Below are 25,469 nucleotides of genomic sequence, written 5' to 3'. Positions count from 1 at the left end.
CGGCGGGACGTCACGCGGCGACCTGCTCCGCGGCCAGCAGCCGCCTGATGTCCCGTACGGCCGCGCGTCCGGCCCGGTTGGCGCCGATGGTGCTGGCGGAGGGGCCGTAGCCGACGAGATGGATCCGCGGGTCGGCGACCGCGCGGGTGCCGTCGACCCGGATGCCGCCGCCCGGCTCGCGCAGCCGCAGCGGGCGCAGATGGTCGATGGCGGCCCGGAATCCGGTGGCCCACAGGATGACGTCCGCGTCGACGTGCCGTCCGTCGTCCCACTCCACGCCGTCCGGTGTGATCCGGTCGAACATGGGCCGGCGGTCCAGCACACCGTCCGCGATGCCCTGTCTGATCGCGTCGTTGAGCGGCAGCCCGGTCACGGACACCACGCTCCTCGGCGGCAGCCCCTGCCGCACCCGCTCCTCCACGAGCGCGACGGCCGCCCGGCCGAACTCCTCGGTGAACGGGCCCTCGCGGAAGACCGGCGGTCGCCGGGTGACCCAGGTGGTGGCCGCCGCCCGTCCGGCGATCTCCAGCAGATGCTGGGTGCCGGACGCACCCCCGCCCACCACGACGACCCGCTTGCCGGCGAACGCCTCCGGCCCCGGGTACCGCGCCGTGTGCAACTGCCGCCCCCGGAAGGTCTCCTGGCCCGGATAGCGGGGCCAGAACGGCCGGTCCCAGGTGCCGGTCGCGTTGATCAGCGCCCGTGTCGACCAGGTCCCGGCCGAGGTCTCGACGAGCAGCCGCCCGCCCTCGCCCTCGCGCACCGCGCGGACGTCCACGGGGCGCCGTACCCGAAGATCGAAGCGGCGCTCGTACTCCGTGAAGTACTCGGTGATCACCTCGGACGAGGGCCGCGCCGGGTCCGCGCCGGTGAGTTCCATGCCGGGCAGCGCGTGCATGCCGTGGACCTTGCCGTACGTCAGCGACGGCCAGCGGAACTGCCAGGCGCCGCCCGGGCCGGGGGAGTGGTCGAGCACCACGAAGTCCCGCTCCGGTTCGAAACCGGTGCGGCGCAGGTGATAGGCGCTGGACAGACCTGCCTGACCAGCGCCTATGACGACTACCTCGACCTCGCGCGTGTTGTTCACGTTTCTACCAACGGCGTCGAGGCCCTGGATCTTCCCGGGGGTCTCAGCCCTGCGAGGCGCGGGCCGGTGTGGTCGAGGCCGGCAGGGAGCCGTTGTAGCGGGTGTCCACGAAGTCGCCGAAGTCCACCTTCCTCGGGATCAGCTTCAGCTGGGTGAAGGCGTCGGCTATCCGCTGCTCGGAGGCGATGAGCGGCTGGTCGACGGCGACCGAGATCCGGGTGGCGTTGGTCCGCTTCACCGAGGCCAGCGCGACGGCGTACGGCAGCCCCGTGTCCTTGGCCCACACCTTGGCCCACTCCTCCTGGTGGTGGTAGACCCAGGCCGTGGCCCGGCGCAGCCGCTCCAGGTAGTCCTTGATGGCGGCTGCCTTCTTCTTGTCCCGCAGCGCGCTCGGGGCCGCCACCTGGAAGGTGAGACCGTTGGTGACGCCGTCACCGGTGGTCAGGACGCGACCTTGCCTGCCCTGAAGGATCTGGGAGGTGTACGGGTCCCACACCGCCCACGCGTCGACCTTGCCGGAGGTGAACGCGGCCAGGGCGTCAGCCGGCTGGAGGTACTTGACCTTGACGTCGCTCAGCGTCAGCCCGGCCGCCTTGAGGGAGGCGACGAGTTGGTAGTGGGCGGAGGAACCCTGCGCCACGGCGACCGACTTGCCCTTGAGCTGTTTGGGGTCGGTCAGCTTCGAGCCGTTCGGCACGAGGACGGCGTCGCCCTTGGAGGTGCCGTGGAAGGCGGCCACCACCGTGATCTTCGAGCCCGCGCCTGCCGCGAAGACCGGCGGGGTGTTGCCGACGCCGCCGATGTCGACGGCCTTGGCGTTGACGGCCTCCAGGAGCGGCGGGCCAGAGGTGAAGGTCGACCACTTGATCTTGTAGTCGAGGTTCTTCAGCTCTCCCGCGGCCTGCAGGATCGCCTCCGAACCGCCCTTCTGGTCCCCGACGTCGAGCGTGAGGGAGCCCTTGCCGTCGGTGTCGGTCCCGGTACCGGCGGACGCGTTTCCGCCGCAGGCGGTGAGCAGCAGGGCGAGGGGGAGCAGTGCGGCGGGGACGAGACGTCGTCGCATGGCGGATCGGCTTCCGTTCTGTCGAACTGGGCTGGGGGTGGGGGGAGTTCAGGCGGCTTCGGCGGCGGTGTCGACGCCGAGCCGTTCCAGCAGGCCGGCCCGGAGTTCGGCGAACCGGGGGTCGGAGATGTCGCGTGGGCGGTCGAGGTCGATGTGCTGCTCGTGCGCGATGACACCGCCGTCCATCACCAGGACGCGGTCGGCGAGCAGGACGGCCTCCTCGACGTCGTGCGTGACCAGCAGGACCGCGCAGCCGCGCCGTTGCCACAACTCGCCCACCAGACGCTGGGCCTTGATCCGGGTGAGCGCGTCGAGGGCGCCGAACGGCTCGTCGAGCAGCAGCAGATCCGGTTCGCGGACCAACGCTCGTGCCAGGGAGGCGCGTTGGGCCTCGCCGCCGGAGAGGGTCTTGGGCCAGGCGTCGCTGCGGTGGCTGAGGCCCACCTCCTCCAACGCCTTCTCGGCCACGGCGCGTTCGGGCTTGCCGGGCAGGCCGAGCAGGATGTTGCGCCAGACCTTCTTCCACGGCATGAGGCGCGGGGCCTGGAAGGCGACCGCCTTGCGCCGGGGGACCAGGACCGTGCCGGTGATGTCGCGGTCGAGGCCGGCCAGGATGCGCAGCAGGGTGGACTTGCCGCAGCCGCTGCGCCCGAGCAGGGCGACGAACTCGCCCGGCCGGACGTCGAGTCGGAGATCGTCGATGACGGCGCGGCCGTCGAAGGAGCGGGTGAGGCCCTCGACGCGCACGGCCACGGAGGCCCGCGCCGTCTGTTCCGTCTGTGCGGACGTGGACACCACGGGGCTCACCGGCCGGTGAACGTCGGTCGCCATTGCAGCAGCAGCCTTTCGAGGGAGCGGACGATGAAGTCGGCGAGCAGACCGAGGAAGGCATAGACGATCAGACAGACCACGATCACGTCGGTCCGCAGGAAGTCCCGCGCCTGCACCATGAGGAAGCCGATGCCCGCGTCCGCGTTGACCTGTTCGGCGAAGACCAGCGCCAGCCAGGCGATGCCGAGGGAGTAGCGCAGTCCGGTGAGCGCCCCGGGCAGGGCGCCGGGCAGTACGACGTGCCGGACGAGGCCCCAGCGGGACAGGCCCAGCGACTCCCCGGCCTCGATCAACTGGGCGTCCACGCCGCGGATTCCGGCGTACACGTTCAGATAGAGCGGGAAGGTCACCCCGAGGGTGATGATGGCGATCTTCGGGGTCTCGCCGATGCCGAACCAGATGATGAACAGCGGGATCAGACCCACGAACGGCACGGTCCGCAGCATCTGCACCGGAGCGTCGACCACGTCCTCGCCGATCCTGAACAGACCGGAGACCAGGGCGAGTCCGGTGCCGATGACGGTGCCGAAGAGCAGGCCCAGGGCCACCCGCTGCAGCGAGGTGCCCATGGCGGTGGCCAGGGAGCCGTCGGAGATCAGATCCCCGGCGACCCGTGCGATACGTCCGGGTGAGGCGAGCACGTCGGCGGTCAACACGCCGGTGCCGCTGAGGAGTTGCCACAGGGCGAGCAGCAGGATCGGACCCGTGGTGCGGCGCAGCCAGCGAGGGACGCGGGTGCGACGGGAGGAGGCGGGGACGATGGGGACGAGGTCGGGGGAGACCGTGCCGGTGAGGTCGTCCCGGTCGGCTGTCTGCTGGGATATTTCCGAAATATCGGGTTCGGGGGAGCCGGGTGGGGCGTGGCTGATGCTCATGATGCTCCGAGGGGGAGAGCGGCCGGTGAGAGAGGCGCTCCGTTGCCGCCGCGCGGGACGGCGGCACGTGTCAGCGCACGTGCCGACCGGCGGAACGGGGGTGTGGGGAGAGGGGAGGGAAGGCGTCAGCAGCCGCGGCGACACGCGGCGGAGGCCACCCGCAGCAGGTCGATGTGACCGCGCGTGGTGAGCAGGGCTGAACGCAACATGCGGCCGAAAGTAGCCAGATCGTCGGTGCACGGTCAATGGTGTCTCGCGGACTGGACCACTCGTATCAGCCGGCGAGCATCCGTTGGCCTACGGAACCCGGCGTATGGGTCAGGATGGGGGCATGTCAGATGCCTTCACCACCCGAGTCCTGAACATCAGCACCGGTTCCACGGAGAGGGTCTTCGACCTGACCGGTGACTGTGCGGCCTTCCTCCGCGAGGTGGCCGACGGCCGCGACGGTCTGCTGAACATCTTCGTGCCGCATGCCACGGCCGGCATCGCGATCATCGAGACGGGGGCGGGAAGCGACGACGACCTGCTGGCCGCCCTCCACGCCCTCCTGCCGGCCGACGACCGCTGGCAGCACCGGCACGGCAGCCCGGGGCACGGCCGTGACCATGTGCTGCCGGCGTTCGTGCCGCCGCACGCGACCTTGCCGGTGGTGGACGGGGGACTGGAGCTGGGGACCTGGCAGTCGGTGTGTCTGGTGGACACGAACAGGGACAACACGCGACGGAAAGTGCGTCTCTCCTTTCTCGCGGGCTGACCGGCCTGGTGCGGGGTGACTGGCGCCTCCAGTACCCGTATCCTCGTCCATATCAGACATTTCGGAAGGTTTGACTGTCGAAGGCGCGAGTGAGGCGGAGCGTGGTTCGGGCCGGCGAACATCCGATACCGGCGGGGCGTGCGCCAGACGGCACGGGGCCCGCCAGTTTCCGTGAGCGGTTCCTGCAGGGCGAGCCGGTCGACACGGGTGTGCGCACGTCGATCCTGGATTCCTGGCGGCGCTGCCGGACCCTGGGGCTGTCACCGGACCAGTCCGACCTTCCCTTCCGGGAGGACTTCGAACCCGACGGACGGATCGTCCGCGCGGCCACTCCGGTGCTCGACCGGCTGCAGGCCGCGTTCGCCGGCAGCGCGATGAACATCTCCGTCGCCGATGCCGGCGGGACGGTTCTGCTGCGCCGTTTCGGAGAAGCGTCGATGGCCCGGGGTCTCCCGGCCATCCAGAGCGTCCCCGGATTCGTGTTCGCCGAGAAGGTCGCCGGCACCAACGGCATCGGTCTCGCGCTGGCCGAGCGCCAACCCATCCGGGTCTACGGTGCCGAGCACTTCGCCGAGCGCTCCCAGGGCAGTGCCTGCCGCGCGCTTCCCGTCCGCGACCCGCTCAGCGGCCGTATCGAGGGCGTCCTGTGTTTCGGCTATCCGCGCAGCGCCGAGGACCCGGCGCTGGACGGCGTGATACGCAGGGCCGCCGAGAGCATCGAGCGGCGGCTGCTGGAGCAGAGTTCGTCGCGTGAGCGCGCTCTGCTGCGGGCGTACCTGGACAGCGGCGCCGAGGGCGCCGCTGGTTTCCGGCACCGCGTCGGGGTGGGGGAACTGGCCGGGGAGATGCGCCCCCGCGACCGGTCGGTCCTCATGGAGAAGGCCGCCGAGCTGATCGCCTTCGCCCAGCGGGCCTGTGTCGACGTGCCCCTGTCCGACGGCCGTCGGGCCCTGCTGGTGAGCCGGCCGATGACGAGTGCTTCCGGAGTGGAGGGCTTCGCCATCGAGGCCGTCGTCCCCGGTTCGTCCCCGCTCGAGCCCCTCGCCCTCCCGCGCCAGGTGCCCAAGCTTTCGGCTCCCGATGCCGGGCGTGCCGTCGCGACCTCCCCCATGTCCCCCCGGTCCGTTCCCGACGCGGCGCCCGGGCGGCTCCACCTCCCCCCGTCGGCGGAGCATCCTCCCGGCGCCGATCACGGCCCTGTCGCCGTGGGCGCCGAGCCCGTCACGGCCGGCGACGGCACGGCCGACGGGCACACCGAGCCCCCGTCGGCGAGGGAACTCATGATGGTGGGGGAGCCGCATGTGGGGACCTACGCCCTCGCGGCGCGTCGCCGCCTGGAACTGCTGTCCGAGGCCGGCGTCCGCATCGGCACCACCCTGGATGTGCGCGCCACCGCCCGGGAACTCGCCGAGTCGGCGGTGCCGAGACTGGCCGACTTCGTCACCGTCGACCTGCCGGAGGCCGTGCTGCGCGGCGAGGAGCCCGCCGATCCCCCGAGTGACCTGCGCCGTACGGTGGTCCACGGCATCCATGACGACTGTCCCTTCCACCCGGTCGGCAAGCAGGTCGACTACGGTCCGACGATGCCGCAGTCGCGGTGTCTGACGAGCGGCCGGGCCGTGCTGGAACCGGACCTGGAGGCCGCCGCGGGCTGGTTCGGGCAGGACCCCGAGCATTCCGCGCAACTGCTGGGCCACGTCCGCTCCCTCATCGCGGTGCCCCTGGTCGCCGGCGGCGCGGTCCTCGGTGTGGTCGGCTTCTATCGCGCGCAGGACTCGCCACCGTTCGACGACGACGACCGGTCGCTGGCCCAGGAACTGGCCGTCCGTGCCTCACTCTCCATCGACAACGCCCGGCGCTACACCCACGAACGCGCCATGGTCCTGGCCCTCCAGCGCAGCCTGCTCCCGCACGGTGTGCCGGACCAGGACGCCGTCGAGGTCGCCCATCGCTACCTCCCCGCCGAATCCGACGTCGGAGGGGACTGGTACGACGTCATCCCCCTGTCCGGCGCGCGCGTCGGGCTCTTCGTCGGCGACGTCGTCGGCCACGGCATGCTCTCCGCGGCCACCATGGGGGGCTTGCGCACGGCCGCCCGCAGTTTCGCCGAACTCGACTTCCCTCCGGACGAGGTCCTCACCCACCTCGACAAACTCGTGGGGCGGCTGGACAGGGAGGTCCCCGGCGCCGCAGACGCGGGCACCATCGGCGCGACCTGTCTCTACGTCGTCTACGACCCGACCACCCAGCAGTGCGTCATGGCCCGCGCCGGCCATCCCCCGCCCGCTCTGGTCCGCCCCGACGGCACCGTGTGGTTCCCCGACCTGCCCGCCGGGCCCCCGCTCGGCCTCGGCGGTCTGCCGTTCGAAGCCGCCGGGTTCGAGCTCCCCGAGAACAGCCGGCTGGTCCTCTACACCGACGGACTCATCGAGGACCGTCACCGCGACGTCGACGTGGTCCTCGACCAGTTGCGCGCCGTTCTGGCCCAGGCGAACGGCACGCCCGACGAGACCTGCGAGGCGGTGCTCGACACCGTGGCCCCCGCCCACCCCTGCGACGACATCGCCCTGGTCGTCGCCCGCACCCACGCCCTGGACCCCCGGCGGATCGCCAGCTGGGACCTGCCCGCGGATCCGGCGCTGGTCAGCGACGTGCGCTCCTGGGCCACCCGGCAGCTGGCCGACTGGGGACTCGACGAGACCGCGTTCGCGGTCGAACTGGTGCTCAGCGAGCTGGTCACGAACGCCATCCGGCACGGCACGGGGCCCATCCGGGTACGGCTGCTCCACGACCGCACCCTGATCTGTGAGGTCTCCGACACCAGCAACACCGCCCCGCACCTGCGCCGAGCGGCCAGCACCGACGAGGGCGGCCGCGGCCTGTTCCTCGTGGCGCAGCTGACGCAGAGCTGGGGTACGCGCTACACACAGCACGGCAAGGTCATCTGGGCCGAATGCGGACTGGAGGAGATCTGAGGCACCGGCCCCGGCGGTCACCTGCTCCGTTGGAGTCACGGTCAGCATAAATATGTCGGGAATGTTGCGATATACGCGGCTAACATCACTGATGCACATCGGGAAGAACACGCCGGCTCCAACCCCGGAGAGGTCCGTGTACGAAGGCCACGACACCTCTGCGCATGCGGTGCCGCCCTTCGGGGCGGAACCCCTGGTCCGCGTCCGTGGACTCACCAAGCGGTTCGGGGGAACCCTCGCGCTCGCCGGGGTGGACCTCGACGTCCACGCCGGCAGCGTCCTCGCCCTCCTCGGTCCCAACGGAGCCGGGAAGTCCACGCTCATCAAGGTGCTCGCCGGCGTTCACCACGCCGACTCGGGGCAGGTCACCGTGGCCGGGCACCCGCTCGGGAGTCACGCCGCCTCCCGGCACATGTCCTTCATCCATCAGGACCTCGGCCTGGTGGAGTGGATGACGGTGGCCGAGAACATCGCTCTGACCACCGGGTTCCGGCGTCGCGCCGGACTGATCTCCTGGCGGCTCACCCGTGAACACTGCACCGAGGCCCTGCGGGGCGTCGCCGGACATCTCGACCCCGACACGCCGATCGCGAGCCTCGCCCCGGCCGATCGTTCGCTCGTCGCCGTCGCACGAGCCCTGGCGGCACGGGCGAGCCTCGTCGTCCTCGACGAGCCGACCGCCCGGCTGCCCGCCGCGGACTGCACCCGGTTGTTCCGCGTCCTGCACACCCTGCGCGACCGGGGGCACGGCATCCTCTATGTCAGCCATCGCCTGGACGAGGTGTACGAGGTCGCCGACACCTTCGCCGTGCTGCGCGACGGACGCCTGGTGAGCCACGGCTCGCCGGCGACCCGCAGTCCGGCCCGCCTGGTGCGCGACATCACCGGCGAGGAGCCGACCCACCACCGCCCCTCCACCGCCCCGGCCGGCGGCCCGGCCGTCCTGACGCTGGACGGGGTACGCACGCCCGGCGCGGGACCGGTCGGCCTGGAGCTCGGGCGGGGGGAGGTCCTCGGCCTGGTCGGCCTCACGGGCGCCGGACACACGGGCCTCGCCCGGGCCCTCGCGGGCGACCGGCCCCTCCTGGGCGGACGGGCCCTTCTCGACGGTCGCCCGTACCGTCCCCGTACGGTCGCGGACGCCGTCGCACGGGGTGTCGGTCTCGTACCCGGTGACCGACAGCGGGAGGGTTGCCTGGCCGAGCTGACCGTGCGGGAGAACCTCCTGGCCAACCCCCGGGCGGGAGGCCTGCCGGCGCTGCGCTGGATCAGCCCCCGCCGCGAACGCGCCGAGGCCGGCACCCTGATCGAACGGTTCTCGGTGCGTCCCCGCGACAGCGAGGCCGTCATGGCCACCCTGTCCGGAGGGAACCAGCAGAAGGCCATGATCGGACGGTGGCTGCGGCTGGGCCTGCGCCTGCTGATCCTGGAGGAACCGACGGCGAGCGTGGACATCGGTGCCAAAGCCGCTGTCCACCGACTGCTCGACGAGGCGCTCGCGGCCGGCCTCGCGGTCCTCCTCGTCTCCAGCGACTTCGAGGAGGTCACGGGCGTGTGCCGGCGCGCCCTCGTCTTCGTCCGCGGATCCGTGACGGCCGAGCTGAGCGGCCCGGCCCTCACGGTCACCGAGCTCACACGGGCGGCTTCGGCGCTGCCCCCCTCCCCGACCGCGGTGAATCCGTGACCGGCTCCCCCTCCCCGTCCGCGCCCCCGCCACGGGCGCGCCGCTCGGGCCCGCCGAGGCGACTCGACCCCACGCACGGTCGGAGCGGGCAACTCCTCGGCGCCTACGGTCTCCTGGCCCTCACCGCCCTGCTCTTCCTGATCTTCTCCCTCACCCTGCCGCGTACCTTCCCCACCCGGGACACCGTCGACTCGATCCTGTCGAACCAGTCGATCCCGGCCGTCCTCGCCCTCGCCGCGATGGTCCCCATCGTGACCGGCGCGTTCGACCTCTCCATCGGCTACGGCCTCGGCCTGGCGCACGTCATGGTGATGCAGCTGGTCGTGGTCGAGGGGTGGCCCTGGCCGCTCGCCTGCCTCACGGTGATCGCCGGAGGGGGTGTCGTGGGCGTCCTCAACGGTGTCGTCGTCGAATTCGGACGGATCGACTCGTTCATCGCCACCCTCGGCACCGGCAGCATGATGTACGCGGTGACCGGGTGGGTGACCGGCGGCGGCCGGATCGTCCCCGGCCCGCGAGGCCTCCCGCCGGGCTTCACCGACCTCTACGACTCCGTCTTCCTCGGCCTGCCCGTGCCCGCCTTCTACGTGCTCGCCCTCACGGTCGTCCTCTGGCTGGTTCTGGAGCGGCTGCCGCTCGGCAGGTACCTGTACGTCGTCGGGTCGAACCCGCGCGCCGCCGACCTGGTCGGCATCCCGACCCGCAGGTACACGGTCTACGCCTTCGCCGCGTCGGGACTGATCGTCGGTTTCGACGGTGTGCTGCTCGCGGCGCAGCAGGAGATCGGCAATCCCAGCATCGGTCTCGACTACCTGCTGCCCGCGTTCGTCGGCGCCCTCCTCGGCTCCACCGCCATCAAGCCGGGGCGCCCCAACGCCCTGGGCACCCTGGTCGCCGTCGCGGTCCTCGCCGTAGGCCTCACCGGCATCGCCCAGATGGGCGGCGATTTCTGGACGGTCCCGCTGTTCTACGGCGGGACCCTGCTCCTCGCCGTCGGGCTGGCCGGCTACTCCGCTCGCCGCCGACTGCGCACCGGCGTGGTCGTCGCCCGCGACGCGCCCGCCGTGACACAGGACGACGGCACACCGGGCAGCCCTCCATGACCCGCGCCGCGGGCATCACCACAGTGCCCGTGCGGCATCCTCGGCAAGGAGCTTCCGTGCACCGCAACCGCAACAGCCCCACCGTCCGCAACGCGCGGTCCACTGCCACCGCCCTGGTGGCCGCGGTCTTCGTGCTGGCCGGCTGTGAACGCGGCGCGTCGAGCGACCCGGCGCACTCCACCTCGGGTCCGAGCGGCTGCCCCACGGTCCAGACCAGGGCCCAGGCCGCCGTCAGCCGGGCGCAGCGGACCGACGTCCCCTGGCACGGACCGACCAGCGGCCCCACCGCGGTGGGCGGCAAGACTCTCGTCTACGTCGCCCAGACCATGACCAATCCCGGAGTCGCGGGCGTCGCGGGCAGCGTGCGGGAAGCCGCGCGCGTCATCGGCTGGCACGTCCGGGTGATCGACGGCGGCGGCACCCCCGCCGGCATCCAGGCGGCGATGAGCGAGGCCGTGGACGTCAGACCCTCGGGCATCGTCATCGGGGGCTTCGACCCGGACTCGACCTCGCAGCAGGTGGCGCGTGCGCACGCGGCGGGCGTCCCGCTCATCGGCTGGCACGCGGTCGCCTCCCCCGGCCCCAGTCGGCGCCCGAGGCTCTTCACCAACGTCACCACCAAGGTCGAGGACGTGGCCAGAGCCAGCGCGCAGTGGGTCATCTCGAGCTCCTACGGCACCGCCGGGGCCGTGGTCTTCACCGACGCCTCGATCCCCTTCGCCAAGTACAAGTCCGACCTGATCAGGAAGGAGCTGGCCACCTGCGCGGGGGTGCGGCTCCTGGCCTACGAGAACATCCCGATCTCTGACGCCGGCAGCCGCACGCCCCGGGAGATCTCCTCACTGCTCTCCCGCTTCCAGGGCAGATGGACCCACTCCGTCGCCATCAACGACCTGTACTTCGCCGATGCCGCCCCGGCCTTCCGCGCGGCCGGCCGGAACGGTGCCGGCCCGCCCTTCAACATCGGCGCGGGCGACGGCGACCCCTCCGCCTTCCAGCGGATCAACAGCAGGCAGTACCAGGCGGCCACCGTGCCCGAGCCGCTGTCCCTGCAGGGCTGGCAGATCGTCGACGAGTTCAACCGCGCCTTCTCCGGCCGGCCGGCCAGCGGCTATGTGGCCCCCGTCCACATCAGCACGGCCGACAACAGCCATGGCGCCACGACCTGGGATCCGGCGGGATACCGGGAGGCGTACCGGAAGATCTGGGGCAGGTGACGGTGGCTGCGGGGACCGGTCAACGCGGCGGTGCGTACTCGGTGAGCAGGAGTGCGATGTCGTCCGCCCGGTCGGGGAGGACCTGGCACACATCCCGCAGCAGCCCGTCCGCCAGATCGTCCAGTCGGCCCCCGCCCAGACGGGCCAGCGACGCCCGGAGCCGCTCGACGTCGGAGCCGATGTCCGAATCGCGCCTCTCGATCAACCCGTCCGTGTACAGGGCGAGCACCGAACCGGGAGCCAGACGCAGCTCCGACTCCGGAAAGTGTGCCGCCGCGTCGATGCCGAGCAGTGGGCCGCCGGGCACGTCCAGGATCCTGGTGTGCCCGTCGGACAGGCGCAGCAGGGGCGGGAGATGGCCCGCGCGGACGATGCGCACGACCCCCGAACGGGGATGGAGCCGGGCGTAGCAGCAGCTGGCGAGGAGCGCCGGGTCGAGGTCCATGTGGAGCCGGTTGGTGCCGGCGACGACCTCGCCCGGTCGGTGACCTGCGGCGACGAAGGCCCGCATGGCGCTGCGCAGTTGGCCCATGGCGGCCGCGGCGGGGACGTTGTGCCCCTCGACGTCCCCGACGATCAGTGAGACGTCGTCGCCGGTCGGGATGACGTCGTACCAGTCGCCGCCGATCTCCATTCCCCGGGTGCCCGGAAGATAGCGTCCGGTGACGCGCAGACCCGGCACGGAGGGCAGCCGGTGCGGCAGCAGCGCGTCCTGCAGGCCTCGGGCGAGGGCGAATTCGGCGTCGTAGAGCCTGGCGCGTTCCAGGGCCTGGCCGATCAGGCCGCCCAAGGCGGTGAGGACGCCGCGCTCCTCGTCGGGGAACCGGTGGACGTCGTCGAAACCGAGCATGCAGCCGCCAACCGGGCGGTTCGAGGCGATCAACGGAAGGAACGCCCAGGAGTTGGAGTGGCCCACCATGATCCCGGGGTACATGGCGCGCAGTTGCTCCCGGGACTCGACGAAGAGCGGGGCGCCGGAGGTCAGGGCGTCCGTCATGGGCAGCCGGGCGTGCAGCGGGGTGCCTTCGAACCGGGCGAGGAAGCGTTTCGAGTAGCCGCGCTGGGCGAGCAGGTGCAGGCGCCGCTCCTCCACCACGGCGATCGCCAGCTTCTGGCCGCCGAAGGCGGGCAGCAGCTGATCGGCGACGGCATCGAACACCTCGTGCGCGGTGACCGCCCCGGTGAGGGCACTGCCGAGCGTGAGCACCCGGTAGAGGGCACCCACGCGGGAGACCGCGGGCGGAGCCGCCGGCGAGACGGGCGGTGCCTCCTCGTCGACCGGTGTACCGGGTCCGGTGCCGGGCGGTACGGGCTGTCGCACGCGTGAGGCCCATCCCGTCATGCCCTGGGCGCCCGGGTGGAGGGAGAAGACCAGCCACTCGTCCGGTGGGCGGCGGACCAGGAAGGAGACCGGCTGCTGGGAGATGACGGCGGCCCGGTAGCGGTCCTCGTACACGGGGTCGGCCAGCCAGGGCATGACGTCCCAGAGGCGTCGGCCGATGAGTTCGTCCTGGCGGACCCGCAGCAGATCCTCCAGGCTGTGGTTGGCGTAGGCGAGGCGCCCGTCCGGAGAGAGCGCGAAGAAACCGTCCGCGAGCCGCTCGATCGCCGCCACGGCGGCCATGCCGCTCCCGGAGTCGAGCACGGCGCCGACCAGGTGGCACGAGGCCTCCGGGGCGTCCGGGCTCTCCGGCACCCGGCCCCACAGCTCGACGACGCGGTGCCCACCACGGCCGTCCAGGATGCGCAGCCCGTGCGCCAGTATGTGCCCCTCCTCGACCGCGGCACGGGTGGCGGACCGAAAACCGGGCAGATCCGTCGGCTCGACACGGGCCGCCAGCGTGGCCGCCCGCCCGTCGAACGCGCGGGGCTCGATCCCGAGGATCGCGCAGAGTTCGTCGTCGGCGGTGAGGGCCCCGGTGCCGAGATTCCAGTCGAACAGGCCCACCCGGATCATCGGAGAGGCCGGCAGCGGGACGAGTACCGGGGGCGTCCGCTCGTCGTACTCGCCGAGTCCGCCGCGGGCCCGCAGCCCGGCGAGGGCGGTGCCCAGACGGTCCGCGATGGAGTGCAGCTGTCCGCGCTGCGCCCTCGACAGGCCCGTCCCGTCCCCCTTGGCCGTCCACACGACGGCGATGGCGCCGAAAGTGCGCCCGCCCGCCCGTACGGGGACCGACGCGGAGCCGAACGGGTAGGGCAGGGCGATCGAGAGCTGGGGGAAGCGCCGCATCGTCTCCTCCGGGCCGGCCAGGTGGACCATGCGCCCGGAGCGGAACGCCTCCGCCACCGGTATACGGCTGCTCACCGGGATCCGACGCCACCCGGTGAGCAGGGAGGGCGGTGACCCGCAGGACGCGGCCACCACGAGCGAGCGACGGTCGCCGGAGAGCAGGAACACGCTTCCGGTATGTGCTCCGGTGACCTCCACGGCGTGGACCACGGCCCGCACCAACGCGTCATCGCGCTCGGGCGCTTCGCCGACACCCGCGGCGCCGAGCGGGTACGAGCTCGATGCCATACCGTTGGCCGACACGCTGCCCTCGATCATCCATGGAGTGCTTTTCCCAGTTTAGGGTCATTCGCACCTATCTGTGGATGAATGTCGAGCCGGTCCGCCCTACAGGGCCCCCGCCAGGACCTCCGCCGCCGCCACCCCGGACGCGGCGGTGGCGCCATGGGTGAAGATCTGCGCCGTCGCGGGGAGCGGGGTGCCGGGCAGACCCATCTCCACCACGATCGTGTCGGGGCGGGCCGCGAGCAGGTGGGCGAGTGCGCGCGCCATCCAGGGGTGGCGGGAGGCGTCCCGTACCACCACGACCAGCGGGCGTCCCGTGGCGGGCGCCAGGGCGTGGGCCTCCAGGGCGGTGACCGGTGACCGCAGATCCTCGCGGCGGACCCGGACGGAGGTCGTGCCGGGCAGGCGTTCGCCCAGCGGGGTGGCCACGCCCCAGGGGGTCTCCTTGCCGATGGCCAGGTTGGTGGTGGGCACGAGTTCCACCACGTGCGGCGCGTTGACCAGCGGCAGGACGCTCTGTACGGCTCCGTGCAGCCGGATGGCCCGGCGGGCCGCCGCGAAGCCGATCCGGCCGGCGTCCCAGTCGGCGGCATGGACCGGGCGCAGTCCGGTCGACCAGGACGCGAACCCGCGCACCCGGTGGGCCGCTTCCGCGAGCCGTTCCTCGGCGAGGCCGCCCGAGACGACCGCGTTCGCCAGGGCGTCCACCAGCTGCCGGGCAGTGGCCTCCTCCGCGTTCTCGCCTCCCACGCAGACGGCGTCGGCACCGGCCGCGACCGCCCGCACCGCGGCGCCGCCGATCCCGTAGCGGTCGGCGACGGCACCCATCTCGATGGCGTCGGTGACGACGATTCCGTCGAACCCGAGTTCCTCGCGCAGCAGTCGGTGCAGGATGCGCCGGCTCAGGGTGGCGGGCAGGTCGGGGTCGTAGGCGGGCACCAGCAGATGACCGCTCATCACCGCGCGGACGCCCGCGGCGAGGGCGGCACGGAACGGCGGCAGCGCCTGTTCGGCGATCTGCTCGCGATCGGCGTCGTAGACGGGCAGGCCGTGGTGGGAGTCGACGGCCACGTCGCCGTGGCCGGGGAAGTGCTTGGCGCAGGCGGCGACACCGGCCGACTGCAGACCCCGGATCCACGCGCCGGTGTGCCGCGACACGACCTTGGCGTGGACGCCGAAGGACCTGACCCCGATGATCGGGTTGTCCGGGTTGGAGTTGACGTCCGCGCTGGGCGCGTAGTCGAGGCTGACACCGATGGCGCGCAGCTGGCGGCCGAGGTCGGCGGCGACGGCCTCGGTCAGCTCGGTGTCGTCGACCGTGCCGAGCGCGAAGTTGCCCGGTCGTGTGGAGCCGGTCGCGGACTCGATCCGGGTGACGTCCCCGGCCTCCTCGTCGATGGCGATGATCAGCTCGGGGTTCTCCGCGCGCAGTCGGCCGGTCAGCCGGGCGACCTGCTCCGGGGTGACGATGTTGCGGGAGAAGAGCACCACCGACGCCAGCCCGTCGGCGATCTCGCGCAGCACCCAGTCCGGCGCCTCGGTGCCCACGAACCCCGGCTGCAGCACGGAGCGCGCCAGCCCTCGCAACTCCGTGCCGTGCTTGCTGGAGACCATCGCATGCGCCCTTCTGTTGGTACAGACCAATGCGTCTCCGCTCAGGCTAACCGCTCGTGTCAAGTGGGCCCGAATCTCGCCCACTTGGCGAAAACACGCCCTCAACTGGGGTGTTTGACACATCCAGTTGGTCTAGTCCAAGTTGGTGGCACGCGAGTTCGACGTGGGGCTCGTGCGGCCAGTGGTGCAGTGATCCTGCGGGAACGGCCGCCGCCCCCTCACTCCGCGCAGTTGGTGACCCGGTCGGGTCGCCGGTACCAGAGAACGAGGTGTGGAGCACCGTATGCCCACGACTGACCGTTATCTCCATCGAGCCCCTTCAGCCATCCCCTACTTCAGCTCGGACGGCGAGACCTATCTCGCCCAGACACCCCTGCGGGACCTGAAGAAGACCCGCCCGCTGCGCGTCCTCTCGGAGGAGGACCTCGCCTTATGGCAGACGTACGGCTACGTCGTCGTCAGACAGGCGATCCCCGCGGCCCACGCCCGCCGACTGCTGGACTTCGCCTGGGAGTTCCAGGGGCTGGACCCCGACCGTCCGGAGACCTGGTACGAGGACCGCGAGTACCGCTCCGACCTGGACCGGGAACTGCACATCTACGGCTTCGTCGAGGCCTATCACCACCAGCTCATCTGGGACAGCCGCCAGACCCGGCGGGTCTACGACGCCTTCGTCGACGTCTGGGACTGCGAAGAGCTGTGGGTGACGCTCGACCGGCTCAATCTCAACCCGCCCAACATCAGGAACCGTTCCCGCGCGCTGATCCCGCGCACGGAGGACGGCTTCGACATCGAGCTCCACTGGGACGTCGACACCACGCTGGGCATACCGCCGCAGCGCGTCCAGGGCATCATCGCCCTGACCGACACCGGACCCGAACTCGGCGGCTTCCAGTGCTGCCCCGAACTGTTCAAACGGTTCGACCAGTGGAAGGCGTTCCAGCCCGACGACCGCGACCCGATCCGGCCCGGGATCGACCGCGCGGAGTTCCCCGTGGTGCGACCGCGGCTGGAGGCCGGCGACCTGCTGATCTTCAACGGCCTCCTCGCCCACGGCGTGGCGCCGAACACCTCCGACGGTGAGGTACGCGCGGTCCAGTACCTGTCGATGATGCCGGCCCTGGAGTCCCACCAGACGCTGCGGCGCTCCCGCGTCGAGTCATGGCGCACCCTCGGCACACCGGACTGGAACGGGACCCTGCTCGGCGACGCCGTACGACACGAGTCCCTGCGCTACGGCAGGGCCACCCTGGACGAACTCGGCGCCAGGCTGCTCGGCCTCACCTCCTGGAGCGGCGCGGACCTCGACACGGCGGCACGGTCCGCGGGAGACGGAACATGCGCCGAATCTGTCTGACCCTGCCGACCAACAGGCCCTGCACGGCGACCATCTCGGCCGTGGCCGAGGAAGCGGCCTACGCCGCCCGGCACTTCGGCACCGAGGTGCGTCTCCTGATCCTGGACTCCTGCGCCGCGGGCGACTTCGAGGAGCACGCCGAAGCGGTCCGCCGCATTCCCCCCGATCCACGGATCGTCGTCCACCACCTCGACGAGGCACGGCAGTCGGACTTCCTGCGGCGGGTGATCGACCGGGCCGGCGCGGTCAAGCCCGACCACCTGCTGGACCTGATGCTCCCGGCCGGTGTGTCCTACGGCGCCTGCACCAACCGCGCCTTCCTCCTCGCCGCCGCGCTCGGCTGTGATTCCGTCCACCGCCGGGACTCCGACAGCCGCTACCAGGTCGTGGACGGCGAGAGGGTCTTCCCCGTCCACCACGAACTGCTGTCGCTCGGCAGGACCGCCGCCGACGCCGCGCCCCATGTCACCGAGACCGCACTCGCCGCCGACCTCATGAGCCGCGAGGTCGCGCTGGTCGGCAGTTCCTTCGTCGGTGAACTCTCCGTCGACATCGGCGAGATACTCCGGATCGACCCCGACGTCCACCGTGACATGGTCGGTCTCTGGGCGCCCGCGCACTGGTCCGACGAGCGGAAGGGACAACTCGTCGACGAGTCGTTCCGGGGCGCGGGCACCGAGGCCTTCACGGCGGACCACTCCACGCTCACCGTCGTCGATCCCATGCGCGTGGACATGTGCAACATCGCCTTCCACGGCGTTCACGAACGCGTGCCCCTGCCGCCCGCGACCGACACGATCGGCAGCGACTACTTCCTGATCCACCTGGTCCACGACGCCGCCCTGCCGGGCGTCCTGCACAACCGGAACATCGTCAACTACTACACCGGCGAGCGCCGCACCGAGACCGGCTTCCCGGCCTACCAGCTGCGCTTCGTCAAGTTCCTGCTGTCGATGCTCTACTTCAACTTCATCTACGAGCACATGGCCCTGGCCGGTGACTCGTTGCTCGACGAACAGGGGCGGGTCCGCGCGTCGGCCGTGGCCCGGCTGGCGAGAAAGAGCGCGGGCCTCGACCGGAGCGAGAACGTCCACCGGCTGGACGTCCTCGACACCGCCTACCGCCGACTGGGCGGCAGATACGCCGAGTTCGCCGATCTGCTGCGGCAGCGGCGCGCACGTCTCCTGGACGAGGCACGCGGCGACATCGAGGACTTCGCCCTGCTGGTGGAGGCGTGGGAGCCGCTGGTGAGATCGGCGGCGCTCACCGCCGTGGACCCGATGCCGGGGCAGCGGCCGTGACGGCGCGCGGGACGCGGGAGTCCGCACCGTTGCTCGCCGCGCTGGCGGAGGCCACCGAGGACCGTGTCGTCCTCGACCTCACCGGCATCGAAGACCGCTACGACTCGCTCAGGCGTGAACTGCCGGGCGTGGACGTGCGGTTCGCGATGAAGGCCTGTCCGGTGGACGAGGTGCTCGCCCGTCTCGCCGCGAAGGGCGCCGGAGTCGACGGGGCGAGTCCGCGCGAACTGGAGCAGGCGCTGCGCGCGGGCGTCCCGGTCGGCCGGACCCACTACGGCAACACGGTGAAGTCGGACCGGGACATCGCCGACGCCCACCGCCTCGGCGTGACGGTCTTCGCCACCGACAGCATGGAGGACCTGGCGGCGATCGCGGCCCACGCACCGGGAGCCCGGGTGTTCTGCAGGCTCGCGACCAGCGGCGAAGGGGCGCTGTGGGGCCTCAGCGACAAGTTCGGCTGCACACCCGGGGACGCCGTGCGCATCCTGCGGGCGGCGCCGGACCTGGGGCTCACGCCCTCCGGTCTGTCCGTGCACGTCGGCTCCCAGCAGATGACGGCGGACGCCTGGCACAGTGCCGTCGAACGCCTGGCCGACGTGCTCACCGCCCTGGCGGGACACGGGATCGTCCTGGACCACGTCAACCTCGGCGGCGGTCTGCCCGCCCTCGGTTACCTCGACCGGCACGGCGCGCCGCTGGACCCGCCCTTGGACAAGATCTTCGCCGTCATCCGCGAGGGCATGCGCCACCTCAGACAAGTCCACGGCGAGCACCTGGAGTTCGTCATGGAGCCGGGGCGCCACCTCGTCGCCGACCACGGGGCGGTGCGCGCCCATGTGGCCCGGCTCGCCGAGCGCCGCGGCCCCGACGGGGAGCGCCGGTACTGGCTGTATCTGAGCTGCGGGAAGTTCAACGGCCTCTACGAGATGGACGCGTTGCAGTACCCGCTCGTGTTCCCCACCCACGCCGACCCCGTGTACGTCCCCGCCGTCCTGGCCGGTCCCACCTGCGACAGCGACGACGCCTACCCGCCGGGCCACGGCCTTGTGCACGTCCCCCGGGACCTGGCGTCCGGCGATCCCGTCTGGGTGCTCGCCGGCGGCGCCTACGCGATCAGCTACACCACCCGGGGCTTCAACGGCTTCGCCCCGCTGCCGTACCTCTGCGTCGGCGAAGGACGTCCATGAGCGGCGACGGCGTGCGCGTACGCCCCATCGCCGACGCCGACTGGGACGCCATCGTGGCGATGGAGTCCAGGACCTATGCCCACCTCGGCCTGTCGGAGGGGCGCGCGGCCCTGCGTTCCAGGGTGGACGCCTCGCCGCACACCTGTTTCGTCCTGGACGTCGGCGCGCGGCCGGCCGGGTACCTGCTGGCACTGCCGTATCCACCCTTCGGATACCCGGACCTGGAGCGGGCGGAGAAGGCCGAACCGCCGTCGACCGCACCGCGCAATCTGCACCTGCACGACCTCGTCGTCCTGGAGCGGCTGCGGGGCAGGGGACTGGGGCAGCGCCTCCTCGGCCACCTGACCGTGACGGCCGCCGCACGAGGGTTCGAGCGGATCTCGCTGATCGCGGTCGGGCGCAGCGAGCCGTTCTGGTCGGCGCGCGGGTTCAGCGCGAGCCCGGGGATCGTCCCCACCGGTTACGGAGCCGACGCCGTCTACATGTCCAGGGCGATGTCCGAGGCGACGGCCGAGTCCACGAAGCGAGTTGATGTACGTGTCCCGTGTCCATGACCCCTTCCACCGCGGCCGGTCGGCCATCGCCGCGCTGTTCTGTTCCCTCGGCTTCCAGTACGCCACCTGGGCCTCACGCATCCCCGCCGTCAAGGCCGACCTCGGTCTGACCGCGGCCGAGGTGGGAGTGCTGCTGATGGCCGCCGGCATCGGCGCCGTGGCGTCCTTCCCGCTGGTGCCGGTCCTGGTGAGGCGGCTGGGCTCGGCACGGCTGGCACTCCTGTCGGCCCTGTGCCTGACCGCGCTGCTCCTGGCCCTCGCCGTGGCCCCCGACTACCCGGTGGCACTGCTGGTCATGGTGGCCGACGGGGTGTGCGTGGGATGCCTGAACGTGGCCATGAACGCGCAGGGCACCGCACTGGAGACCCGCTACCGACGCAACACCATGGCCCGGCTGCACGCCACCTTCAGCGCCGGTTCCCTGCTCGCGGCGCTGCTCGCCTCCGGCATGACCGCGGCGACCTCCTCCGTCACGGCGCACTTCGGCGTGGCCGCCGTGGTCCTCGTCCTGCTGGCCGGCGTGGCCCGCACCGGCCTGCTGGAGGACGAGGCTCCCGGCGAGGCACGGCAGGACAAGAGCCGCACCGGATGGAGTCTGCCGTCCCGGATCACCCTCTGGATGTGCTGTGCGATGGCCTTCGGCACCGTGACCGAGGGCGCCATGAACGACTGGTCCGCCCTCTATCTGCGCGAAGTCGCCAAGGCCTCGGCGGAGTTGGCACCGACGGGCATCGCCGTGGTGTCCGGGATGATGGTGGTGGCCCGGCTCTTCGCCGACGGGTGGCGCAGCCGCTGGGGTGACGGGCGCGTCGTCCTGCTCGGCAGCGCACTCGCCGCCGCCGGGCTGGCCTTCGCCCTGGTGAGCGGGGGAGTGACGGCGGCTCTCATCGGGTTCGCCTGCGTCGGCCTCGGCTGCGCGGCCGTGACCCCCTGCGTCTATGTGGCCGCGGCGAAACAGGGCTCACAGGCGCTGGCACTGGTCGCCGCGATGGGCACGACGGGCCTGCTGGCCGGGCCGCCCCTCATCGGCTTCGTCGCGAGCGCGAGCAGCCTGGTCTGGGGCCTCGCGGTGGTCGCGGCGGCGGCGGCCGTGGTCTCGCTGTGCAGTACCCGGATCCGGTGGACGCCCGTGACCGGCTGACGGGACGCCCGCCGACGGGACATCGGCGGGCGTTGCCTTCCGACCCGCCGATCGTTGATCACTGCACGCGGTGAGCGATGATCGGAGAGCCCTGTGCGCATGACCGACCTCCAGCGGTGCGAGATCCGGCCGGGAAGGCTCGTGGAATGGACGCTGCATCCGGCGTCCGTGGGTGCGGCGCGAGCACTGCCGGACGACGCGAGGCCACCGGCGTACGTCCAGGAGTCCCATATCCGTACGGCACGCACCGTGCGGGAGGACGGGCTGTTCGTGCCGACCTGGATCGGAACCGCCTTCGACATCCCGGGGCGTATCGAACTCGACGTGCTCCAGGGCGCGTTGGAGAGCTGGATGCTGCGGCACGAGACGCTGCGCAGCGGGTTCCGGTGGGCCGGTGACGAGATGCGCCGGTTCACGCTGGGCGAGGGCGCCGTCGCCCTGCACCGCGAGGACGTCGGGGAGTTCGCGGACCCGGTGACGCTCACCCGCTATCTGCAGGACCGTTTCGATGTCGCCGCCGACGCGCTCACCTGGCCGAACTTCCTCTTCGCCGCCGTCGTCCGGGACGACGGCGCGAGTGTCTACATGGCGTTCGACCACAGCAATGTGGACGCGTACTCGATCCACCGCATCACCGCGGAGATCCACGAGCTCTACGCGGCCGGGCTCGACGGACGGGCCGTCGAGCCCCAACCGGTCGCCAGCTACGTCGACTTCTGCGCGAGCGAGCGCACGGACGCCGATCTGATCGACGACACGCACACCGTGGTCGGCCGCTGGCGCGAGTTCATCGCCCGCTGCGACGGCAAGCTGCCGAACTTCCCCGTCGATCTCGGCCTGGACCCCGAGGGCCCGCTGCCCGAGCAGAGGTTCCTCACGGAGATGCTCGTGGACGCCGAGGACGCGGCGGCCTTCGAGGCCTACTGCCGGCCCTACGGCGGCACTCTCGTCGGCGTCGTCGCGGCGGTCGCGCTCGCCGCCCGCGAGATCGGCGGACTCGGCGTGTACCGCACCGTCGTGCCCTTCCACACCCGGGTCAAGTCCCGCTGGGCCGACTCCGTCGGCTGGTACGTGGGCGGCGCCCCGGTCGAGATCCCGGTGGCACGGGCCACGGACTTCGACGGCGTCCTGGAGCTGGTCCGCGCCGCGCTGCGCGACACCCGGCCGCTGTCCCGGATGCCCCTCGCCCGTGTGCTGCGCCTGCTGGGCGCGGACTTCCGGCCCACCTCCCCCGACCTGTACTCGATCCTCTCCTACGTCGACTCGCGCGGTATCCCGGGCGCCGAGCGCTGGCAGGAGCTGAAGGCGTACGGGCTGATCCGGGTGTCGTACGGGGACCAGGTGTGCGCGTGGGTCACCCGTGTCCACGAGGGGCTGCAGTTCGCGTGCCGGCTGCCGGACACGGAGGTCGCGCACCGGAACATGCGGCGCACCGCCGACCTCGTGCGCGAGCGGGTCGTAGCGGTGGCCCGCGAGGCCGCGGCCCTGACCGTACGGGTCTAGCGCCCGGGAGCCTGTCCGCGCATCGGTGGGCTTGGTGTGATCTTTGCCGGTGCACACGTTGCCCCGGCGCTTGCGCCGCGCCTAGCCTCACCCGCGGAACCGTGGGAGGGCCGGGATGCTGAAAACCGTCCGGGAACAGGCGGCAGGACTCACCAAGGACCAGCGCAACGCCTTCGTCGCCGCCTATCTGGGCTGGGCGATGGACGCCTTCGACTACTTCCTCGTGGTCCTCGTCTACAGCGAGATCGCCGACGACTTCGGGGTCTCGCTCACCGACATGGCCTTCCTCACCACCGCGACGCTGGTGATGCGGCCGGTCGGCGCGTTGCTCTTCGGAATGTGGGCCGACCGCAAGGGCCGCCGGGTTCCGCTCATGGTCGACGTGGTCTTCTACTCGATCGTCGGCTTCGCCTGTGCGTTCGCCCCCAACTACGCCGTCCTGCTGGTGCTGCGCCTGCTCTACGGCATCGGCATGGGCGGCGAGTGGGGACTGGGCGCGGCGCTGGCCATGGAGAAGATCCCGGCCGAGCGGCGCGGCTTCTGGTCCGGGCTGCTGCAGAGCGGTTACTCGCTCGGGTATCTGCTCGCCGCGGTGGCGTTCTTCGGCATCGAACCCGCCTTCGGCTGGCGGGGGTTGTTCGCCTTCAGTCTGGTGCCCGCCCTGGTCGCCCTGTGGGTGCGGTCCCGGGTGGAGGAGAGCGAGGTGTGGGAGAAGAGCGTCCGGCTCAACCGCACCCCCGCCCACCAGGTGTTCAGAAAGCCGGCCGTGCTGAAGCGGTTCGTGTACCTGGTCGCGCTGATGACCGCCTTCAACTGGCTGTCCCACGGCACGCAGGACGTCTACCCGACCTTCGTCAAGAAGGGCCTCGGCCTCTCCCCGGACACCGCGATCGCCATCGCCGTCGTCTACAACGTCGGCGCCATCATCGGCGGCATGGTGCTGGGCGCCTACTCCGAACGACTCGGCCGCCGCCGTACGATCATGATCGCGGCTGCCGCCGGCCTGGTCGTGGTGCCGTTCTTCGTCCTGTCCACGCAGGTCGGCTGGCTGATGCTCTCGTCCTTCCTGATGCAACTGTGCGTCCAGGGCGCCTGGGGCGTGATCCCCGCGCACCTCACCGAGATGAGCCCGGACGCGATCCGCGGCTTCTACCCCGGCGTCACCTACCAGCTCGGCAACCTCATCGCCGCCCTCAACCTCCCGATCCAGGAGGCCATCGCCGAACGCCACGGCTACCCCCCGGCGATCGCCTGGACCGTGGTACCCGCCATGGTCGCCGTGATCGTCCTGAGCGCGTTCGGCAAGGAGGCCAAGGGCATCCGCTTCGGCACGACGGCAGCACAGGCACCGAGCACGGCGGCGGCGGACACGGCGTGACGACGGGCCGGCCCCGAGGCCGACGATGAGCGCGCTCTGTCGGAGACCGGCGTGTTCACCGGCCCACGCCACCCGTCCCACGGCCACCGCCACGCGATCGGGGCCGGCCTGCTCGACCGGTTCCGGGAGCGTTAGCCTGTGGCGTGCACGCATTCCCGGTCGGCGCCGCCACCACGCTCGACGAACTCGCCCGCGACCCGCACCCCCGGCTCGCCCTGCTGCGGGCGCGCGAACCCGTGTCCTGGCTGCCGGAACTGGACGGCTGGCTGGTCACCCGCCGTGACCTGGCGCTGGAGGTGATGCGGGACGCCGTCACCTTCACCGTCGACGACCCCCGCTTCTCCACCGCCCAGGTCGTCGGACCGAGCATGCTCTCCCTGGACGGTGACGCCCACGCCCGGCACCGCGAGCCCTTCGCCCCGCCGTTCCGGCCCCGCGCGGTGCACGACGGCTTCGCCGCCTTCGTCGAGCGGGAGACCGACCGGCTCGTCACCGCGCTCGCACCGGCCGGCGCCGCCGAGCTGCGCCGCACGCTCGCCGGCCCGCTCGCCGTCGCCGTCGTGACGGAGGCGCTCGGGCTGGTCGGCACCGACGCGGACACCGTCCTCGACTGGTACGAGTCCATCGTGCGGGCCGTCTCGGACATCACCGCGGGTCAGGACGCCGACCCCGCGGGCGCCGCGGCCTACGCGCAGCTGCGGGCCGCCGTCGAGGCCACCCTCGCCGACCGGGGTGCCCACTCGCTCCTGATCTCGGCGGCCGAGCGGCTGACGCCGTCGGAGGTGGCCTCCAACGCCGCGGTGATGATGTTCGGCGGCATCGAGACCACCGAGGCGATGATCACCAACGCACTGCTCCACCTGCTCCGCCACCCCGACCAACTCGCCCTGGTCCAGGCCGACGCCGACCTGCTCGACGGCGCGATCGAGGAGTCGCTGCGCCTCGAGCCCGGTGCGATGGTCGTGGACCGGTACGCCACCCGCGACACCGTCCTCGGGGAGGCGGACATACGTGAGGGCGACCTCGTCACGGTCTCCCTCGCCGGTGCCAACCGTGACCCCGCCGTCTTCGCGGACCCCGACCGCTTCGACGTCCGCCGCGCCAATGCTCGCCTCCAGCTCGCCTTCGCCCACGGCCCGCACCACTGCGTCGCCGCCCATCTGGCCCGCCTGGAGACCCGCGTCGCTCTCCGCTGCCTCCTCGGCCGGCTCCCCGGCCTGCGGCTCGACCCCGAGCACCCGGCGACGCCGTACGGCCTGGTCTTCCGTAAACCGCCCGCCCTCCATGTGCGGTGGGGCTGAAGAACTGTTGAAGCACCTATCAGGAC

20 protein-coding genes are annotated in these 25,469 nt (G+C 71.8%); 13 read left to right on the top strand and 7 right to left on the bottom strand.

Features of this window, described 5'->3' with window-relative positions; translation table 11 throughout:
* Positions 1-10 precede the first annotated feature (10 nt).
* The 5 genes from ABZT17_RS07050 to ABZT17_RS07030 form a co-directional block, all read right to left on the bottom strand.
* The gene (locus ABZT17_RS07050) at positions 11-1,087 is read right to left on the bottom strand and encodes an NAD(P)-binding domain-containing protein (protein WP_356344722.1); all 1,077 of its coding nucleotides are present in this window, start codon (positions 1,085-1,087) and stop codon (positions 11-13) included.
* Between the two features lie 43 nt (positions 1,088-1,130).
* Entirely contained in the window at positions 1,131-2,150 is a 1,020-nt protein-coding gene (locus ABZT17_RS07045; RefSeq protein ID WP_356344720.1) for an ABC transporter substrate-binding protein, read from the bottom strand.
* Positions 2,151-2,198: 48 nt separating this feature from the next.
* Entirely contained in the window at positions 2,199-2,981 is a 783-nt protein-coding gene (locus tag ABZT17_RS07040; protein ID WP_356344717.1) for an ABC transporter ATP-binding protein, read from the bottom strand.
* The gene (locus ABZT17_RS07035) at positions 2,954-3,856 is read right to left on the bottom strand and encodes an ABC transporter permease (protein ID WP_356344715.1); all 903 of its coding nucleotides are present in this window, start codon (positions 3,854-3,856) and stop codon (positions 2,954-2,956) included. Before ABZT17_RS07035 ends, ABZT17_RS07040 begins: the two co-directional genes overlap by 28 nt.
* A 125-nt stretch (positions 3,857-3,981) precedes the next feature.
* Positions 3,982-4,065: a putative leader peptide gene (locus tag ABZT17_RS07030; RefSeq protein ID WP_349817350.1), complete on the bottom strand. Its 84-nt coding sequence runs from the start codon at positions 4,063-4,065 to the stop codon at positions 3,982-3,984.
* 122 nt (positions 4,066-4,187) lie between these two features.
* Here ABZT17_RS07030 and ABZT17_RS07025 point away from each other — a divergent pair, with 122 nt between their 5' ends.
* The 5 genes from ABZT17_RS07025 to ABZT17_RS07005 all read left to right on the top strand — a co-directional run bounded on the left by ABZT17_RS07025 (position 4,188) and on the right by ABZT17_RS07005 (position 11,592).
* Positions 4,188-4,613 carry a YjbQ family protein gene (locus ABZT17_RS07025; RefSeq protein WP_356344712.1) on the top strand — a complete coding sequence of 142 codons (426 nt, stop codon included), beginning with the start codon at positions 4,188-4,190 and terminating at the stop codon, positions 4,611-4,613.
* 101 nt (positions 4,614-4,714) lie between these two features.
* A complete protein-coding gene (locus ABZT17_RS07020) occupies positions 4,715-7,588 on the top strand; it encodes a SpoIIE family protein phosphatase (protein ID WP_356344709.1) in 2,874 nt (957 codons plus the stop codon).
* A gap of 136 nt (positions 7,589-7,724) precedes the next feature.
* Positions 7,725-9,272, top strand: coding sequence for a sugar ABC transporter ATP-binding protein (locus tag ABZT17_RS07015; protein ID WP_356344707.1), 1,548 nt, complete (start codon positions 7,725-7,727; stop codon positions 9,270-9,272).
* Positions 9,269-10,375, top strand: coding sequence for an ABC transporter permease (locus ABZT17_RS07010; protein WP_356344704.1), 1,107 nt, complete (start codon positions 9,269-9,271; stop codon positions 10,373-10,375). Before ABZT17_RS07015 ends, ABZT17_RS07010 begins: the two co-directional genes overlap by 4 nt.
* 56 nt (positions 10,376-10,431) lie before the next feature.
* Complete coding sequence (locus ABZT17_RS07005) at positions 10,432-11,592, top strand: substrate-binding domain-containing protein (protein ID WP_356344702.1); 1,161 nt, start codon at positions 10,432-10,434, stop codon at positions 11,590-11,592.
* A 19-nt stretch (positions 11,593-11,611) separates the two neighbouring features.
* Here the strand turns inward: ABZT17_RS07005 and ABZT17_RS07000 are convergent, their stop codons facing one another.
* Positions 11,612-14,140 carry a SpoIIE family protein phosphatase gene (locus tag ABZT17_RS07000; protein ID WP_356344699.1) on the bottom strand — a complete coding sequence of 843 codons (2,529 nt, stop codon included), beginning with the start codon at positions 14,138-14,140 and terminating at the stop codon, positions 11,612-11,614.
* Positions 14,141-14,209: 69 nt separating this feature from the next.
* Positions 14,210-15,721 carry a glycoside hydrolase family 3 N-terminal domain-containing protein gene (locus ABZT17_RS06995; protein ID WP_356344697.1) on the bottom strand — a complete coding sequence of 504 codons (1,512 nt, stop codon included), beginning with the start codon at positions 15,719-15,721 and terminating at the stop codon, positions 14,210-14,212.
* A 283-nt stretch (positions 15,722-16,004) separates the two neighbouring features.
* Between ABZT17_RS06995 and ABZT17_RS06990 the strand changes: the two genes are divergently transcribed.
* The 8 genes from ABZT17_RS06990 to ABZT17_RS06955 all read left to right on the top strand — a co-directional run bounded on the left by ABZT17_RS06990 (position 16,005) and on the right by ABZT17_RS06955 (position 25,443).
* On the top strand, positions 16,005-17,078 hold the full coding sequence (locus ABZT17_RS06990; RefSeq protein ID WP_356344694.1) for a phytanoyl-CoA dioxygenase family protein: 1,074 nt from the start codon (positions 16,005-16,007) through the stop codon (positions 17,076-17,078).
* Positions 17,060-18,379 (top strand): DUF6271 family protein, encoded by a 1,320-nt coding sequence (locus ABZT17_RS06985; RefSeq protein WP_356344692.1) that lies wholly within the window; start codon positions 17,060-17,062, stop codon positions 18,377-18,379. Before ABZT17_RS06990 ends, ABZT17_RS06985 begins: the two co-directional genes overlap by 19 nt.
* Complete coding sequence (locus ABZT17_RS06980; protein WP_356344690.1) at positions 18,376-19,566, top strand: type III PLP-dependent enzyme; 1,191 nt, start codon at positions 18,376-18,378, stop codon at positions 19,564-19,566. Before ABZT17_RS06985 ends, ABZT17_RS06980 begins: the two co-directional genes overlap by 4 nt.
* Entirely contained in the window at positions 19,563-20,120 is a 558-nt protein-coding gene (locus ABZT17_RS06975) for a GNAT family N-acetyltransferase (RefSeq protein ID WP_356344687.1), read from the top strand. The genes ABZT17_RS06980 and ABZT17_RS06975 overlap by 4 nt, the downstream gene beginning before the upstream one ends.
* On the top strand, positions 20,098-21,261 hold the full coding sequence (locus ABZT17_RS06970) for an MFS transporter (protein WP_356344684.1): 1,164 nt from the start codon (positions 20,098-20,100) through the stop codon (positions 21,259-21,261). Before ABZT17_RS06975 ends, ABZT17_RS06970 begins: the two co-directional genes overlap by 23 nt.
* Before the next feature lie 99 nt (positions 21,262-21,360).
* The gene (locus tag ABZT17_RS06965) at positions 21,361-22,764 is read left to right on the top strand and encodes a condensation domain-containing protein (RefSeq protein ID WP_356344682.1); all 1,404 of its coding nucleotides are present in this window, start codon (positions 21,361-21,363) and stop codon (positions 22,762-22,764) included.
* 115 nt (positions 22,765-22,879) lie between these two features.
* Positions 22,880-24,142: an MFS transporter gene (locus ABZT17_RS06960; protein WP_356344679.1), complete on the top strand. Its 1,263-nt coding sequence runs from the start codon at positions 22,880-22,882 to the stop codon at positions 24,140-24,142.
* Positions 24,143-24,285: 143 nt separating this feature from the next.
* Positions 24,286-25,443, top strand: coding sequence for a cytochrome P450 (locus ABZT17_RS06955; RefSeq protein ID WP_356344677.1), 1,158 nt, complete (start codon positions 24,286-24,288; stop codon positions 25,441-25,443).
* Positions 25,444-25,469 lie beyond the last annotated feature (26 nt).

The organism is Streptomyces sp. NPDC005648 (assembly GCF_040605395.1).
In the GTDB taxonomy this organism is placed as follows: Bacteria; Actinomycetota; Actinomycetes; order Streptomycetales; family Streptomycetaceae; genus Streptomyces.
Note: the sequence above shows the minus strand (reverse complement) of the source record. Positions and strands in the feature narration are given on the sequence as shown.

Coding starts and splice junctions, on each gene's coding strand:
- ABZT17_RS07045 (WP_356344720.1), bottom strand. CDS start 2,150: ATGCGACGACGTCTCGTCCCCGCCGCACTGCTCCCCCTCGCCCTGCTG.
- ABZT17_RS06965 (WP_356344682.1), top strand. CDS start 21,361: ATGACCGACCTCCAGCGGTGCGAGATCCGGCCGGGAAGGCTCGTGGAA.
- ABZT17_RS07035 (WP_356344715.1), bottom strand. CDS start 3,856: ATGAGCATCAGCCACGCCCCACCCGGCTCCCCCGAACCCGATATTTCG.
- ABZT17_RS06990 (WP_356344694.1), top strand. CDS start 16,005: ATGCCCACGACTGACCGTTATCTCCATCGAGCCCCTTCAGCCATCCCC.
- ABZT17_RS06960 (WP_356344679.1), top strand. CDS start 22,880: ATGCTGAAAACCGTCCGGGAACAGGCGGCAGGACTCACCAAGGACCAG.
- ABZT17_RS07040 (WP_356344717.1), bottom strand. CDS start 2,981: ATGGCGACCGACGTTCACCGGCCGGTGAGCCCCGTGGTGTCCACGTCC.
- ABZT17_RS07030 (WP_349817350.1), bottom strand. CDS start 4,065: ATGTTGCGTTCAGCCCTGCTCACCACGCGCGGTCACATCGACCTGCTG.
- ABZT17_RS06985 (WP_356344692.1), top strand. CDS start 17,060: ATGCGCCGAATCTGTCTGACCCTGCCGACCAACAGGCCCTGCACGGCG.
- ABZT17_RS06970 (WP_356344684.1), top strand. CDS start 20,098: ATGTACGTGTCCCGTGTCCATGACCCCTTCCACCGCGGCCGGTCGGCC.
- ABZT17_RS07000 (WP_356344699.1), bottom strand. CDS start 14,140: ATGATCGAGGGCAGCGTGTCGGCCAACGGTATGGCATCGAGCTCGTAC.
- ABZT17_RS07025 (WP_356344712.1), top strand. CDS start 4,188: ATGTCAGATGCCTTCACCACCCGAGTCCTGAACATCAGCACCGGTTCC.
- ABZT17_RS06975 (WP_356344687.1), top strand. CDS start 19,563: ATGAGCGGCGACGGCGTGCGCGTACGCCCCATCGCCGACGCCGACTGG.
- ABZT17_RS06995 (WP_356344697.1), bottom strand. CDS start 15,721: ATGGTCTCCAGCAAGCACGGCACGGAGTTGCGAGGGCTGGCGCGCTCC.